Genomic DNA, 14,905 nt, shown 5'->3' with positions numbered 1-14,905 from the left:
TGCAGACGAAGCTTGTTGTGAAAGTACATGTTGTGTACTGTAGCGACCATGAACAGGAGAAACCCAGCATGAACAGCCTGACTCGCAAAACCGCTTCCTTCGATGTCGATGCGCAAAAGAGCTTTACCCCGCTCTGCCCTGATGAGCTGCCGGTGCCTGGCGGCGAGCAGATCGGCGGTGAGTTGAACTTCATCGCGTCCCTGGCCAGCCTGCGCATCGGCAGCAAGGACGCCCACTCGCCCCAGGCGCCTTGGGTGGTCGCCGACCATGCGCAGATGCTCAAACCCACCGGGCTCGCGCACGCCGACATCACATGGGTCAGTCACTGTGTGCCCGGCACCGAAGGTTTCACCCTGCTGGACGAACTGCCGACGCCTTACGACTACGACTATTTCATCTGGAAGGGCGTCGAGCCGGACCTGCACCCGTACGGCGCGTGCTACCACGACTTGCACGGCAAGCTCTCTACCGGGGTGATCGAGTACCTCAAGGGCCAAGGTGTCGAGCAGGTCATCGTCGGCGGGCTGGCGCTGGATTTCTGCGTCAAGACCACCGCACTGCAACTGGCGAGCGCCGGGTTCAAGGTGATCATCCACTTGCCGGCCTGCCGGGCCATCAGCGAGGAGGGCGCCCTCCAGGCCATCCGGGATATGCAGCAAGCGGGCATCGCGGTGGCCGCGACTCGCGAAGAAACCGTTCAACTGGCAAGCGTGTAAGGAAGACCCATGGACAGCGCATTCGATTCGAGCAACGGCACCATCCAGAGTCTTTTGGATACCGACTACTACACCTTCACCATGATGCAGGCGGTCTTGCACCAGCACCCCAACGTGGAAGTGGAATACCAGTTCATCGTGCGTTCCAAGGAACGGCTTGGCCACCTGATCCCGCAGATTCGAGTCGAACTGGAGAAACTCGCCGGCTTGCAACTGCGCGAAGGTGAGCAGCGGTTCCTGTTCAACAAGCGTTTTCGCGAGTACCTGACCGCGGATTTCGAACAGTTTCTCGGCCTGTTCCGCTTCAATCTGCGCTACATCCATGTGTCGGAAGTCGACGGCCAACTGCATATCCGCGTCCGTGGCCCGATGTTGCACTGCATCATGTTCGAGCAACCGGTACTGGCCATGGTCAGTGAGTTGCGCAACCGCGAGAAGTACCCGGATGTCGAGTTGGCCGACGTCACCCGCAAGCTTTACCAGAAGTTCGAATGGCTGGAGAAAAACGCCAGCCGTGAAGAGCTCGCCGAGTTCCGTGTCTCGGACTTCTCGACCCGTCGGCGGCTGTCATTCCGGGCCCAGCGCGAAGTGGTGAACGTCATGCGCAGCGATTTCCCCGGGGTCTTTGTCGGCACCAGCAACGCTCACCTGGCCTACGAGTTCGACCTGCCGTTGATCGGTACGATGGCTCACCAGTGGCTGATGGTGCACCAGCAACTGGGCCGGTTGCGCGAGAGCCAGAACGCCGCGCTGGAAAACTGGGTACGCGAGTATCGCGGCCGCCTGGGCATCGCGCTCACGGACTGCATCAGCACCGACTTCTTCCTCAAGGATTTCGACCTGTATTTTGCCAAGCTCTATGACGGCCTGCGCCAGGATTCCGGTGACCCTATCGTCTGGGCTGACAAGGTGCTGGACCGCTACAAGGCGCTGGGTGTCGATCCACGCACCAAGGACCTGATGTTTTCCGACGGCCTCAATTTCGAAAAATGCCTGCCGATCCTGCGGCATGTGCGTGGCAAGGCCAAGTTCGGCTTCGGGATGGGCACCAGCCTGGCTTGCGATGTCGACGGTGTCGAGCCGCTGAGCATCGTCATGAAACTGGTGCGGGTCCATGGCGAGCCGGTCGTGAAGTTCTCCGACGATCCGGTCAAGAACGTCTGTGAGGATGTTTCGTTCCTGCGGTACGCCGCTCAAGTGTTCAACGTTGCCCTGATCAATCCACAACTGGGAGCCTGATATGACTTCGCTTGTGCAACAGACCATTGCCCGGGAACTGGGCATCGATCGCCAACTCAAACCAGGCGGTGAAGCCGCCGAGATCGCCCGTCGCGTCGCGTTCATCCAGCAGGTTCTGCGCGAGTCGGGTTGTACGTCCCTGGTGCTGGGCATCAGCGGCGGCGTCGACTCGCTCACGGCCGGGTTGCTGTGCCAGAGGGCGGTCAAGCAACTGCGGGATGAAAACCACGAGGCGCGTTTCATTGCCGTGCGGTTGCCCTACAAGGCCCAGGCCGACGAACAGGACGCCCAGGCAGCCCTGGATTTCATCCAGCCGGACGTGATCACCACGTGCAACATCGCCGCATGCGTGGACGGGCTGATGGCCGATATCGTCCTCGACGGCTTGCAGCCTTCGGCAGCGCTCACCGACTTCGCCAAGGGCAACGTCAAGGCCCGGGCCCGGATGCTGGCGCAATACGCCATCGCTAACCTGAGCCAGGGATTGGTGGTGGGCACCGATCATGGCGCGGAGGCGGTGATGGGCTTTTTCACCAAGTTTGGCGACGGTGCATGTGACCTGGCGCCGTTGTCCGGGCTGACGAAGACCCAGGTCCGCAGGTTGGCCGACGCCTTGGGCGCTCCGGCGCACCTGGTGCGCAAGGCGCCGACCGCGGACCTGGAGGACCTGGCCCCTGGCAAGCTGGATGAAGACGCCTATGGCTGCCGCTACGAGGAAATCGATGCGTACCTGATGGGCGAAGAGGTCTCGCCCGAGGCGCAACGGATCATCGAGGGCGCCTACGCCAGGACAGCCCACAAGCGAGCGCTGCCCCGGGTCCCGGCTTTGCCGAGCGACGGCGAGGCCGCCTGAACAGTGTTTAATGGGACACGGATCTCGACGGGAGTGAATGAATGACCCAGGCAACCAGCATCAAGGACCGTGTGCGGATCAAACACGTCGAAGTCCTCTCGGACAACTGGTACGTACTGCGCAAGACCACCTACGACTACCTCGGTCGTGACGGTCGGTGGCAGGAGCTGACGCGCGAGACCTACGACCGTGGCAACGGCGCCACCATCCTGTTGTACAGCAAGGTCAAGCAGACCGTGGTCCTGACCCGGCAATTCCGCTTTCCGGCCTTCGTCAACGGGCACGATGACCTGCTGATCGAAACCTGCGCCGGCCTGCTCGACAACGACGACCCGCACACTTGCATCCGCAAGGAAACCCAGGAGGAAACCGGCTACGTCATCCAGGACGTGCGCAAGGTCTTCGAAGCCTTCATGAGCCCAGGCTCGGTGACGGAACGGCTGCACTTTTTCGTCGGCGAGTATTTCGACGAAGACAAGCAGCACGAAGGCGGTGGGCTGGAGGAGGAGGGCGAGGAGATCGAGGTGCTGGAGATGTCCCTCGACCAGGCCCTGGGCATGGTCGAGGCGGGGGAGATCTGCGACGCCAAGACCATCATGCTGCTGCAGTACGCGAAGCTGCACCGCTTGCTGGATTAGCCCGGGGTATTCTCACACCGGGTGGCATTGGGCGATTTCGATCACGCGCAGCCTGCTTCGAAGGCTACGCGTTTTTTGTTCAGCTGGATTGGACTTCGCTGTCGTCCTGGCCATCGTCCAGGTACTCGTCCAGATATTCCGGTTGCTCCGGCTGGCCTGGCAGTTCGGTCACGACGCTGAAGTCGCTGATCTCGATGGCGCCCACCCCGTGTCCGAGCAGGTGGAAGGAGAAGGCCTTGCGCTGTTGCGGGTTGTCAAAACTGATGTCCATCACCAGCGGCTGCTCGGGGGTTACCGCCACGTCGGTCGGCAGGTCCATGGCGACGTCCTGTTCGAACTCCTTGGCCTTCAGGGAAATATAGGCAGCATGGTCGGCCTCCAGGGCGCGGATGGTCAGGCTGACGCGGGTCTGCGAGCCCTTGGGCATCTCCAGGTACTGGGCCCCGATCAGGTTGTCGGTCCAGTCATTGGACACCTGGGCCGGCAGCGGGATCTTTTCTGCGCTGCCGAATTGATAACGCTGGTTGAGAGGCGTGGGCAGCAGGGTCTGGCCCAGGGCGGTGGCCCGGGCACTGATCAGCCGCGCGCGCTGGCCGCTGTATTGCCCACTGTAGACAGCCCGGTCGGCGATAAAGCCGGGGCTGGCGTAAGACCGGCAACGCTGCAGGAAATCGCACTCGGTGAATGTGCCGTTGCCGTCGTGATGGCGCAGCTTGCCGTTGGTGAACGACATGATCTCCCGGCCCGTCGTGTAGTCCCTGAGCATCGAGCGTCCGGACAACGCCGTGGGCACCGCGAAGCCGAAGTAGTCGAGGATCGAGGCGCTCAGGTCCACGTGGCCATAGACCCCCGATTTGATCCTGGGCAATGGCTCCGGCGCCAGCATCAGGTTGAAACCCCAGGATGACGCCAGGCGCACATCGTCGATGCCATGGGATTCGTCCGAGGTGATCACCACCAAGGTGTTGTCCAGGATGCCCTGGCGCTCAAGGCCAGCCAGGAAGCTGTCCAAGGCGTCGTCCAGGTAACCGACCGCGGCCTGCTTGGCAGAGTCGTAGCGTTGCAGATAGTCATCCGGCGCGGAGTAAGGCTGGTGCGTGCCGACGGTCAGCAAGGTGAGCATCCATGGCCGGTCCGTCTGTTGCAATTGCGCGACGTAGTCCAGCGCGCCCTCGAAGAAGGTCTTGTCGTCCTTGCCCCAGGGGAATTCCAGGTAGGCGGGCTGGGTGAACCACTCCACGCCCAGTGCCGTGTCGAAGCCGATATGCGGCATGATCCGGTCTTTGGCCATGAACCGTAGCCCGGCGGCTTGCAGGAAGTGGGTGGAGAAACCGTTCTGGCGCAGTTGGGCCGGCAGGCAGGCCTGGTTGCGCTGGGTCTGGTTGAGCATTTCGACGCCCTTGGGCGTGCCGTCGTCGAGTTTGTCGTAGTCGCCGCACAACATGGCGTACAGGCCTCGGATGGTCTGGTGGCTATGCAGGACGTAATCGGGGGTGTTCATGCCGCGCTCGGCCCAGGCGCTCAGGTGCGGCATCAGGTCTTCTTGATAGGCGCTGTTCAACGCCTGGCGATTGGCACGCACGTAGGCGCCGGGGATGCCTTCCAGGGCGATGACCAGGACGTTGCGCGCGCGGCCCGGTTCGGCCAGCAAGCGTTGCCCGTCCAGGTCCAGGCGGGTGAGCCCCTCCATGGGCGGCGCCGGGTCCGGGGCGCTGCCTTCGAGCCATTGCTGGGTGCGCTCCTGGCCCTCGGCGAGGGCGGCGGTAGCCAATTGGTGAGGCAGGTTGAACAGGTTCCACTGGTCCGCCTCGCTGGGCCGCCAGGATTGCACCGCACCGTGGATCAGCAGCACCAGCAGCGGGGCTACCCAGGCATGGCGCGGCAAGCGTGGGGCCGGTCGCGCCCGGCCGAGCCATTGCACCAGCAGCCAGAACCCCAGTGCCGCGTATTGGAACGTGGCCAGCCAGGGGTGGGCGAAGCCGCCACTGGTGGAGTTCTCAACGAATTGCGGATCGATCAGGTAATGCACGTCCGAAGGGTTGGGCATCCGCCCGACGGCGCTGACCAGTTCGATGCTGGCCAGGGTCAACGCGCTCCAGGCCAGTAGCACGGGCAATGCCAGCCACCAGGGGCGACGGTAGAGCAGCGCGACCAGCAACCCGCCGACGCCCAGGTCCGAGAGATAGCCCAGCGGGTCGGACCAGCCCAGCGCCAGGCGCAGGCCCATCGGGGTCAACAGCACGCAGCCGATCAAGGCAAGAAGGGGCGTGTAGGAAGGGTTTGAACGGGGGTAAAAAATTTTCACAAGCAGGCCTTCGGTCGAAGCTAATCCATGAAACAGCACACAAACCCTGTGCAACGGGCGTGCTCGCGAAGGCGGTGAATCAGCCGCTGGTTTTCATGTTGATCCGCCGCCATCGAGAGCAGGTTCGCTCCCACAGGGTTTTCCTTCGTCATCAAACTGTCACACGGCGCGATGGTACCAAGCATGCCTGCCAACGACCGGTTCAATGTCCCAGTGTCCGGCGGCGCTACGCTGTGGTTCACTGGCCCAGGCCTCTACACTGGCTGCGTAGCGCTGTTTCAGGATGTCTGGAAAACTTGTATCAGGATTTCTCATCGGGGGACTGGATGGACAGGTTTCAGGAAATGCAGGTGTTTGTCGCCGTGGCGCTGGAGTCGGGGTTTTCGGCGGCCTCACGGCGTCTTGGCCTGTCGGCGGCCAGTGTCACGCGGGCGGTGGCGGCCTTGGAGCAGCGCATCGGTACGCCCCTGTTGGTGCGCACCACTCGCAATGTCTACTTGAGCGAAGCGGGCCAGCGCTTTCTGGAAGATTGTCGGCGGATCCTGAACGATCTCCAGGAGGCCGAGGATTCGGCGGCGGGAAGCCATGTCCAGCCTCGTGGGCAACTGGCGATTACCGCGCCGGTGTTGTTCGGCCAGTCTTTCGTCACGCCGTTGCTGGTTGACTACCTGCTGCAGTTTCCCGAGGTCAGCATCAACGCCTTGCTGCTCGATCGCAACGTCAACATGGTCGAGGAGGGCATCGACGTGGCGGTACGCATCGGCGAGTTGCCGGACAGCAGCCAGCATGCCGTGCGCGTGGGCGAGGTGCGGCGGGTGGTGTGCGGTTCGCCGGAATTTTTCGTCCGCCATGGCCGGCCCCGGCATCCGGGCGAGCTGGAGCAGATGCCGGTGGTGTTGTCATCGGCCATCAACCAGAACCGAAGCTGGACCTTCGCCGAGGGCGACCAGCCGCTGGTCGTCCGGCTCGCGCCGCGATTGGCGGTGACGGCCAACCAGGCGGCCATCAACGCAGCCCGCCAGGGCCTGGGGATGACGCGGGTGCTGTCTTACCAGGTGGCCGATCCTGTGGCCACCGGTGAGCTGGAGATTGTCCTGGCTGATTACGAACTGCCGCCGCTGCCGATCCATGTGGTGTATCAGGGCGGGCGCAACGCACCGGCGCGGGTGCGCAGTTTTGTCGACTTCACCGTCAACGCATTGCGCCATGTCCCGGCCTTGCGCGGCTGAAGCATTATTTCCAAAGTTGAAATAATGGATTGCGTTTGCGGGTGATTCTCTAGTTTTCGGTTCAAGCGCAGGATGACTCCATCGACGCCGTTCCGGTGATGGCGTCCACTTCAGCGGAGTCGACCATGAAACCCATCAAGCACTACCATTTCCCGCTTTCCGGCCATTCCCATCGCGTTGAACTGATGTTGTCGTTGCTTGAGCTGCCCGTCGAGGTGGTGTTCGTCGATTTGGCCAAGGGTGCGCATAAAAAGCCCGAGTTCCTCGCCATCAACGCCTTTGGCCAGGTACCGGTCATCGATGATGACGGTGTGGTGCTGGCAGACTCCAATGCCATCCTGGTGTACCTGGCGCGCAAGTATGGCCAGGGGCGCTGGTTGCCAACCGACCCGATTGGCGCCGCGCGGGTGCAGCGCTGGCTGTCGGCCGCGGCTGGGCCGATCCATGCCGGCCCTGCCACGGCGCGGCTGATCACGGTGTTCGGCGCGGCTTATGACGCCGAGGACGTGATTGCCCGTTCTCACGCCCTGCTCAAGGTCGTGGATCAGGAACTGAGCCACAGCCCTTATCTGGCGGGAGACACCCCGACCGTCGCCGACATCGCCGGCTACACCTATATCGCCCATGCGCCGGAAGGCAACGTGTCGTTGGAGGACTACGCCAACGTGCGGGCATGGCTGGCGCGAATCGAGGCGCTGCCGGGGTTCGTGGGCATGCCGCGTACGGTGATCGGGCTGCAGAAAACGGCTTGATTCATCGACCACGACCTCATTGGCCAGGGAGCCGGCTCCCTGGCCATGGTCGTCATGCGTACGAAAGCGCCTTTTCCTCCAGCAACTCTTCATACAGCTCCACCCACTTGCGGCCCATCTCTTCGGCGGTGAACAGCAGTCGGTAGCGGGCTTCGGCCTTGGCGCCCATGGCGTGCGCCTGCGCCGGGTTGTCCCAGAGGGTGCGCATCGCTTCGCGGAACGCGTCGGGATCGCTCGGGGGCACCACCAGGCCGGTTTCGTTGTGGATATTGATGTAGCTGGTGCCGGTGCCGATTTCGCTGGAGATCATCGGCTTGCCGAACATCGCGCCTTCGAGCAGGGAGATACCGAAGGCTTCGGAGCGCAGGTGCGAGGGAAACACGATGGCGTAGCTCAGTTCCAGCAACGCGACTTTATCCTCATCCCCCAGGCGCCCGAGAAAGTGCAGGTTGCGCAAGCCCAATGCCGCGGCTTGGGCGTGCAGCGCTTGTTCCAGCGGGCCCGCGCCCACGATGACCACGGGGTAATCCGTGCCCTTGAGGGCGTCGAGCAGGATGTGCAGGCCCTTGTAGTAGCGCATCACCCCCACGAACAGAAAGAAGCGCTCGCCCAGTCTGGCCTTCCAGCTCGCCATGCGCTCGGCGTCAGGCTGTGGATAACTGCTCTTGTTCAGGCCGTAGGTGATGACCCGGGTTTTATCCGGGTAATTCTTGAGCACATCGCTGGTGTGCACATAGTTGGGCGATGCGGCGACGATGCGATCGGCGCCGTCCAAAAAGCGTCGCATCAACGGCTTGTAGAGCTTGAGCAGGTGTCGCTGGCGAACGATGTCGGAGTGATAGGTGACCACATAGGGCTTTTTCACGGCGCTGAAAAAATGCACCAGGTCCATGAACGGCCAGGGGAAGTGGTAGTTGATCACGTCCGCTTCAGCGGCGAGCTCGCGAAACTTCTTGAAGACACTGTAGGAAAAACCGGTGGAAGCCAGCTGGAAATCCATCCGGGCCTGGTGCACATCATGCTGGCGGATCCGGATGGGGTGCGGGACGGGTTCCCTGCTCAGGGACAGCACGGTGTTATTGATGCCGAGCCGGTCGGTGCTGTCGCACAGTTGGAAAATGACCTGTTCGATGCCGCCCATGGAGTCGGGCAGATAGGTTTTGTAAAAGTGCAGGACTCGCATTCAACCTCCCAAGACCTGGCGATACGCGCCCGCGGTCACCTTGGCGCAGCGCTCCCAGGAAAACAGCGCCGCTTGTTGCAATCCCGCTTCCCGACAGGCCTGCCAGTGCAGCCGATCTTCCATTAACCGTAGCATGGCTTCGCGCAGGCCCTGGTGGTCGTGCGGCTCGCAGTAGTTGCCGGCCGGCCCGGCCACCTCGGGCATCGCCGAGCGGCGGGTGGTAATCACCGGTGTTCCACTGGCCATCGCTTCGAGCACCGGCAGGCCGAAGCCCTCGTAGAGCGAAGGGAAGATCAGTGCGCGTGCGCCGGCCAAGAGTTGGGCGACCTGCTCGTCCGGCAGGTACCCGGTCAGACAAACATGCCCGTCAGCCAGGGCCTTGCGCAACTCTTCATTGAACTGCCCTTGTTGCCATCCGCCCATTCCTACAATGAGTAAAGGAAAGGCCTGACGGATGGACTCGGGCAGCCCGGCATGGGCGCGAAGGGCCAATGACAGATTCTTGCGTGGCTCCAGAGTGCCGACACACAGGAAATAACGCCCCGCCTCCACGCCATGGGCCTTGAGTACCGCGTCGATCGCTTCCGGCTCGCGCGGGTGGAAACGGGCCGCCATGCCCAGTGGCGCAACCCTCAGGCGCTCGGCTGGCAGGCCGAAATGCTGCTGGGCCTCATCGGCGATGAACTGCGAGTCGGTCATGATCAACTGCGACTGCTCCACCGCCCGGCTGAGCCGTCGCTCGATTTCCTTCAAGCGGGCCGCCGGTTGCGTCTCGGGGTAGTGCAGGTGCGTGAGGTCATGAAGGGTGATCACCGTCGGCCCTTCGAACGCCAGCGGCCAGAGGCTAGGTTCGTGGTACAGGTCGATAGCGTTGGAACGGCCTTGATCGAAGCGTTTCTGTTCCAGCCAGCGCCGCGCCTGATAGGCGCCCGGAACCCGTCGCAGCAATGGGCTCAGCTTTGAATAGCCAGGCTTGGCTGATTGCGGCAATTGCCGGCACCAGCCCCAGCCGTGGAACAACGACAGTTGCACGTCCGGTTCCCGGGCCAGGGCGGTGGCCAGCTCTGCCACGTATTGGCCGATGCCGGTGCGCGGCGCCTGGAGAATCCGGGCGTTGAGGGCTATCCGCATGCTGTTTCCCGGTCGACGACCCTTTGCCCTACGTGTTGTTCGATCCGCTCCACCAGTTGTGCACTGGCCTGGCGCCAATTCAGCCATTGCCATTGATCCAGGTTGCGCTTGGCCGGGAATACCCCGGTGTGTTCCATGTCGAGAACCAGGTTCGCCAGGCTCTGGGGGTCGTCGAGGTCGAAGTAGGTCATGAAATCACCGCCGATTTCCCGGAACACTTCGATATCGCTGCCCATTGCCGGCAAGCCGCGTTGCATGGCTTCCACCAACGGCAGGCCGAAGCCTTCCACGTAGGATGGGAATACCAGGGCGGTGGAGTGTTGATAGGCGTGTTCCAGGTTTCGATCGGCCAGGTTGTTGAACATGAACAGGCGGCTGTCGAGTTGTGGATGACGCTTGATACGTTCGATCAGGGCTTCGCATTTCCAGCCGACCTTGCCGACGATGCATAAGCGCGCCCGTGAACCGGCAGCCCAGGCCCGTTCGAAAGCATCGAGCAGATACGCATGGTTTTTGCGCGGTTCGATGGTGCTGACCATCAGGAACACCGGCTCGGGCTGCTGGAACAGGCGCGACAGGTGCGGGTCAACGGCTTGCGAGGTGTCGGCCAGATCCAGTTCGCTGCCCAGGTGGAAATAGTCGAACCAGCGCTCGCGCACCTGTTGCTCGCCGACGCGTCGGACCATTTCCTGGCGAAGCTGGTCACGGATGGTGAGCGAGATGGCGATGTAGCCGTCGGCGGTGCGGGCGATCCAGTCGAACCAGTGGTTGAACACCTTGACCAGCCCGGCGTCGCAAAATTGCGGATGGGTCAGGGGAATCAGGTCGTAGATCACCGAGATGATCCCGACGCCGTCACGCTTGAGTTGTTCGGCCAGGGGAAAGAAGCCCGAGTGCCAGGAAGAATCGAGCAACACCAGTTGATCGCCGGCCCGATGTGCCAGCGGTACGCTGCGTTCCGGGCCTGGCTTGCGCTTGAGCAGGCGATCGAGGATTCGAATGGGGATGCTCAGGCAGCCCAGGGCAAACAGTCGGCAGGCAACGTACAGGAAGCGGCGCGCCCAGATCGACTGGCTGAAAGGCCGCTGCTGTTCCAGAGACCTGTGCCTGACCCAGAACAGATTGGCGAACTGCAGCAGCCGTACGCGCAGGCCGGCCAGGTCCAGCCCACTCGTGGGCAAGGGCGCCAGGCTTTTCACTTCGTACAGCTTGCCCTGCAGCATCACTACCGGAATGCATTCGCGTCCCCGGTCCTTGGCCGGCAATTGGCGAATAACGTTGCGCACCACTCGCTGGATGCCCGAGTTGTCATTCGGGTGGTCGTATACGTAGGTGCAATCGACCAGCAGTCGGGTCATGGCAACTCCTTTTGCGCCAGTGCTTCGACGGCCGTCTGGCTCGAACGCTGGATGCTGGTCCGGGCCTGGAGCCAGGAACAGCCGACGAAGTCCTCCTGGCGATTATTGATCACGTGGAACACCAAGCCGTAGTCGCGCCATTCGAAATTGCGGTCCAGGTGCGAATCCAGCCGTGACAGGCTCAGGGCAACGGAGTAGTTGCCCTTGCCCAGGCGCATGTCGAAGCTGAAGCGGAAGGTGATCTGTTCACCGGCCCTGAGGTCGGTCACCGCCTTGTCCTGGCGGTGGGTGTTGATGCCGTACATGGGTTGGCCAAGGCGGTCCTTGATCAGGAAACCCAGCACCAGGCGCTCGATGTCCTGGCGGATCTCGACCCGGACCTGCAGCACCATCGGCTGGCCGATCTCGGCCACCTCCACCGACTGGCCCTGGCTGTTGAGCAGTTGCACATCGAGGATGCCAGCCTCGCCGGTGCCGGAAATGGTCCGCACCTGGCCGTTGGCGAGCATTTCCTGGCGCACCACCTGGCCTTCGCGCTGGGCCAGCATGGCGTTGTAGTAGTCCATCACTTCTTCGGGCTTGCCGTGCATGGCCATGCGCCCGTGTTCGAGCAGGATGGCGGTGTCGCAGATCGACTGGATCGCCGAGCGGTCATGGGACACGATCAGCAGCGTGGTGCCGGCCTTGCGGAAGTTGCGGATGCGCTCGAAGCTCTTGTGCTGGAAGTAGGCATCGCCCACCGACAGCGCCTCGTCGACGATCAGGATGTCCGGGCGCCGGGCCGTGGCGACGCTGAAGGCCAGGCGCATCTGCATGCCGCTGGAATAGGTACGTACCGGTTGGTCGATGGCCTCGCCGATTTCGGCGAACCCTTCGATCTCGGGCATCAGTGCCTGGATCTCCTCGACCTGCATGCCCAGCAACTGGCCGGCCATGAACGCGTTCTGGCGGCCGGTGAAATCCGGGTGGAAACCCATGCCCAGCTCCAGCAACGCGGCGACGCGGCCTCGCAGCTGGATCTGGCCGCAGGTGGGTTGGGTGGTGCCGGTGATCATCTTCAGCAACGTGCTTTTACCGGCCCCGTTGACCCCGACGATACCGACGGCTTCACCGGGCTGGATCTCGAAGTCCACCCCTTGCAGGATCCAGTGCAACTGATGGCGCTGGCGGGAAAAGGGGATCAACCATTCGAACAGCCGGCTCCAGCGATTCGGGTACTGCTTGTAGGCCTTGCCCAGGCCACTGACACGTAGATGTCCCATCAGAGTTCGTCCACCATCTCACCGCCACGCGTGCGAAACAGGCGCAGGCCGGCGATGCACAGCAGCAGGCCCACGACCAGCAACGGCAACAGCGAGCCCCAGTCCGGCCACTGGTTGTAGAGGAACAGGTTCTGGTAGCTCTGCATCAGGGCGGTCATGGGGTTGAGGGCCAGCCATGGCTGGACCGAAGGCGGGAGGATGGTGATCGGGTAAACGATCGGCGTGAGCCAGAACCAGAATTGCAGGCAGATACCGAACAACTGGCCGACATCACGGAAAAACACGTTGAGAATCCCCAGGAGCATGCCCAGCCCCGCGGCGAACATGATTTGCAGGGCCAGCAGCGGGATCAACGCCAGCAAGCTCAGGCCTGGCCAGCGCCCGGTGATCAGCAGGAAGCCGAGGAACAGCCCGAGGATGATCGCGAAGTTGATCCCGGCGTTGAGCAGCACGATCACCGGCAGGCAGATCCTGGGGAAGCTGATTTTCTTCAGCAGGTTGGCGTTTTCCAGGAACATGCCCTGGCTGCGGGTGGTGATTTCGGCGAAAAACCCCCAGGTCAGCAACCCGGCGCAAAGGTAGACGCTGTAGGCCATGCCATCTTCCACACCCGGCAGGCGAGCCCGCATGATGTGGGAAAAAATCACCGTGTAGACCAGGATCATCGACAGCGGATTGAGCACCGTCCACAGGGCGCCGAACAACGAGTTGCGATAGCGCGCCTGGAACTCGCGCTTGACGCTGCCCAGGACGAAGCCGCGATAGCTCCACAGGGTGCGTTGCAGGGTCAATAACATCAGCCGGCCCTGCCGTAGTGATCCTCGAAGCGAACGATGTCGTCCTCCCCCAGGTATTCGCCGCTCTGCACTTCGATGATGACCAGATCGATGACGCCGGGGTTTTCCAGGCGATGCTTGTGGCCGGCGGGGATGAAGGTCGACTCGTTCTTGGCCACCAGGTGCGAACCCGAGCCGTTGTTGGTGACCTTGGCCATGCCTTCGACCACCACCCAGTGTTCGTTGCGATGGTGGTGCATCTGCAGCGAGAGCGAGGCGCCCGGTTTGACCACGATGCGCTTGATCTTGAAGCGCGGGCCTTCTTCGAGCACGGTATAGCTGCCCCAGGGGCGGCTGACCGTACGGTGCAGGCGATAGGCTTCGTGCGCCTTGTCCTTGAGCTGCCGGGCCACGCGACGAACCTCCTGGGCGCGGTCGGCATGGGCCACCAGCACGGCGTCGGCGGTGTCGATGATGATCAGGTCTTCCACGCCCAGGGCCGCCACCAGGCGCCCGTCGCTCTGGACGAAGTTGCGCTGGCTGTCCATGAACAGGGATTCGCCCGTGGTGCGGTTGCCCTGTGCATCGGCCGGCACCAGGCCGGCGACGGCGGTCCAGGAGCCGATATCGCTCCAGTCGAAGGCTGCCGGGATCACCACCACGTTGGCGGAGCGTTCCATGAGGGCGTAGTCGATGGAGATGTCCGGCATGTCGGCGAAATGTTCGGCGGACAGTTCCTGCTGCACGCAACCTGCCGTCTCCACGGCTTCGCTCGCGGCGATGCAGGCGCGGGCCTGCTCCAGCAGTTCGGGGGCGTGGGTGTGCAACTCCGCCAGCAGGGTCTTGGCTGAAAAGCAGAACATGCCCGAGTTCCACAGGAAACAGCCACTCTCCAGGTAGTGGGTGGCGGTCTGCAAGTCGGGCTTCTCGACGAAGCGCACGACCTTGGCCGCACCCCGGGTGTCCAGCGGCTTGCCCCGTTCGATGTAGCCGAAGCCGGTTTCCGGCGTCGTCGGCAATACGCCGAAGGTCACCAGGTGGCCGCGCTTGGCCAGCTCCACGGCGTGGTCCACGGATGCCTTGAAGGCGGCTTCATCCTGGATCAGGTGGTCGGCGGGCATCACCACCAGGATCGTATCGTCACCGTGCAGGGCCTGCACGGCGAGGGTGGCGGCGGCGATCGCGGGTGCGGTGTTGCGGCCCGTCGGTTCCAGGACGAAGTGCCCGCGATGACGCTCCAGGTGAGCGCTCTGATAGTGGTCGCGACTCTGGAAGTAATACTCGCGATTGGTGACGGTGACGATATCGCCCCGGCCGTCGAACAACCCTGCGGCGCGCCGGTAGGTCTTGCCCAGCAACGACTGGCCGTCGGGCAAGACCATGAAGGGTTTCGGATGGCCCTCGCGGGACACCGGCCACAATCTCGTCCCGGCACCGCCGGAGAGAATCACGGGAATGAGCAT

Annotated in this window: 13 protein-coding genes; 6 read left to right on the top strand and 7 right to left on the bottom strand. The window is 62.9% G+C overall.

Translation table 11 applies throughout. The features are described from left to right. Positions 1-68: 68 nt before the first annotated feature. Genes AD664_RS24305 through nudK form a run of 4 tightly spaced genes read left to right on the top strand, consistent with a single transcriptional unit; the run spans position 69 to position 3,446 of the window. Positions 69-716, top strand: a complete 648-nt coding sequence (locus AD664_RS24305) for a nicotinamidase (RefSeq protein WP_042727797.1) — start codon at positions 69-71, stop codon at positions 714-716. Positions 717-725: 9 nt separating this feature from the next. After that, positions 726-1,955 (top strand): nicotinate phosphoribosyltransferase, encoded by a 1,230-nt coding sequence (gene pncB, locus AD664_RS24300; RefSeq protein ID WP_053150611.1) that lies wholly within the window; start codon positions 726-728, stop codon positions 1,953-1,955. 1 nt (position 1,956) lies between these two features. Beyond that, complete coding sequence (gene nadE / locus AD664_RS24295) at positions 1,957-2,808, top strand: ammonia-dependent NAD(+) synthetase (RefSeq protein ID WP_053150608.1); 852 nt, start codon at positions 1,957-1,959, stop codon at positions 2,806-2,808. Between the two features lie 41 nt (positions 2,809-2,849). Next, complete coding sequence (nudK, locus tag AD664_RS24290; protein ID WP_053150605.1) at positions 2,850-3,446, top strand: GDP-mannose pyrophosphatase NudK; 597 nt, start codon at positions 2,850-2,852, stop codon at positions 3,444-3,446. 79 nt (positions 3,447-3,525) lie between these two features. Here nudK and AD664_RS24285 read toward each other — a convergent pair whose 3' ends face one another. Beyond that, positions 3,526-5,673, bottom strand: a complete 2,148-nt coding sequence (locus AD664_RS24285; protein WP_053150694.1) for an LTA synthase family protein — start codon at positions 5,671-5,673, stop codon at positions 3,526-3,528. A gap of 404 nt (positions 5,674-6,077) precedes the next feature. Here AD664_RS24285 and AD664_RS24280 point away from each other — a divergent pair, with 404 nt between their 5' ends. Continuing rightward, on the top strand, positions 6,078-6,980 hold the full coding sequence (locus AD664_RS24280) for a LysR family transcriptional regulator (protein WP_053150602.1): 903 nt from the start codon (positions 6,078-6,080) through the stop codon (positions 6,978-6,980). Positions 6,981-7,105: 125 nt separating this feature from the next. Beyond that, positions 7,106-7,732, top strand: a complete 627-nt coding sequence (locus AD664_RS24275; RefSeq protein ID WP_053150599.1) for a glutathione S-transferase family protein — start codon at positions 7,106-7,108, stop codon at positions 7,730-7,732. A 52-nt stretch (positions 7,733-7,784) separates the two neighbouring features. Here AD664_RS24275 and AD664_RS24270 read toward each other — a convergent pair whose 3' ends face one another. From AD664_RS24270 to AD664_RS24245, 6 genes are read right to left on the bottom strand one after another with little or no spacing between them, the layout of a single operon-like run. Next, positions 7,785-8,915 (bottom strand): glycosyltransferase family 4 protein, encoded by a 1,131-nt coding sequence (locus AD664_RS24270; protein ID WP_053150596.1) that lies wholly within the window; start codon positions 8,913-8,915, stop codon positions 7,785-7,787. After that, complete coding sequence (locus tag AD664_RS24265) at positions 8,916-10,046, bottom strand: glycosyltransferase family 1 protein (protein WP_053150593.1); 1,131 nt, start codon at positions 10,044-10,046, stop codon at positions 8,916-8,918. Next, entirely contained in the window at positions 10,037-11,404 is a 1,368-nt protein-coding gene (locus tag AD664_RS24260) for a glycosyltransferase family 1 protein (protein ID WP_053150590.1), read from the bottom strand. Before AD664_RS24260 ends, AD664_RS24265 begins: the two co-directional genes overlap by 10 nt. Next, positions 11,401-12,666 carry an ABC transporter ATP-binding protein gene (locus AD664_RS24255; protein WP_053150587.1) on the bottom strand — a complete coding sequence of 422 codons (1,266 nt, stop codon included), beginning with the start codon at positions 12,664-12,666 and terminating at the stop codon, positions 11,401-11,403. Before AD664_RS24255 ends, AD664_RS24260 begins: the two co-directional genes overlap by 4 nt. Further along, entirely contained in the window at positions 12,666-13,463 is a 798-nt protein-coding gene (locus AD664_RS24250) for an ABC transporter permease (RefSeq protein ID WP_053150584.1), read from the bottom strand. The genes AD664_RS24255 and AD664_RS24250 overlap by 1 nt, the downstream gene beginning before the upstream one ends. Beyond that, positions 13,463-14,905 carry a mannose-1-phosphate guanylyltransferase/mannose-6-phosphate isomerase gene (locus AD664_RS24245; protein ID WP_053150581.1) on the bottom strand — a complete coding sequence of 481 codons (1,443 nt, stop codon included), beginning with the start codon at positions 14,903-14,905 and terminating at the stop codon, positions 13,463-13,465. Before AD664_RS24245 ends, AD664_RS24250 begins: the two co-directional genes overlap by 1 nt.

Source organism: Pseudomonas sp. P97.38, from assembly GCF_001269745.1.
Classification (GTDB): Bacteria; Pseudomonadota; Gammaproteobacteria; order Pseudomonadales; family Pseudomonadaceae; genus Aquipseudomonas; species Aquipseudomonas chlororaphis_E.
Note: the sequence above shows the minus strand (reverse complement) of the source record. Positions and strands in the feature narration are given on the sequence as shown.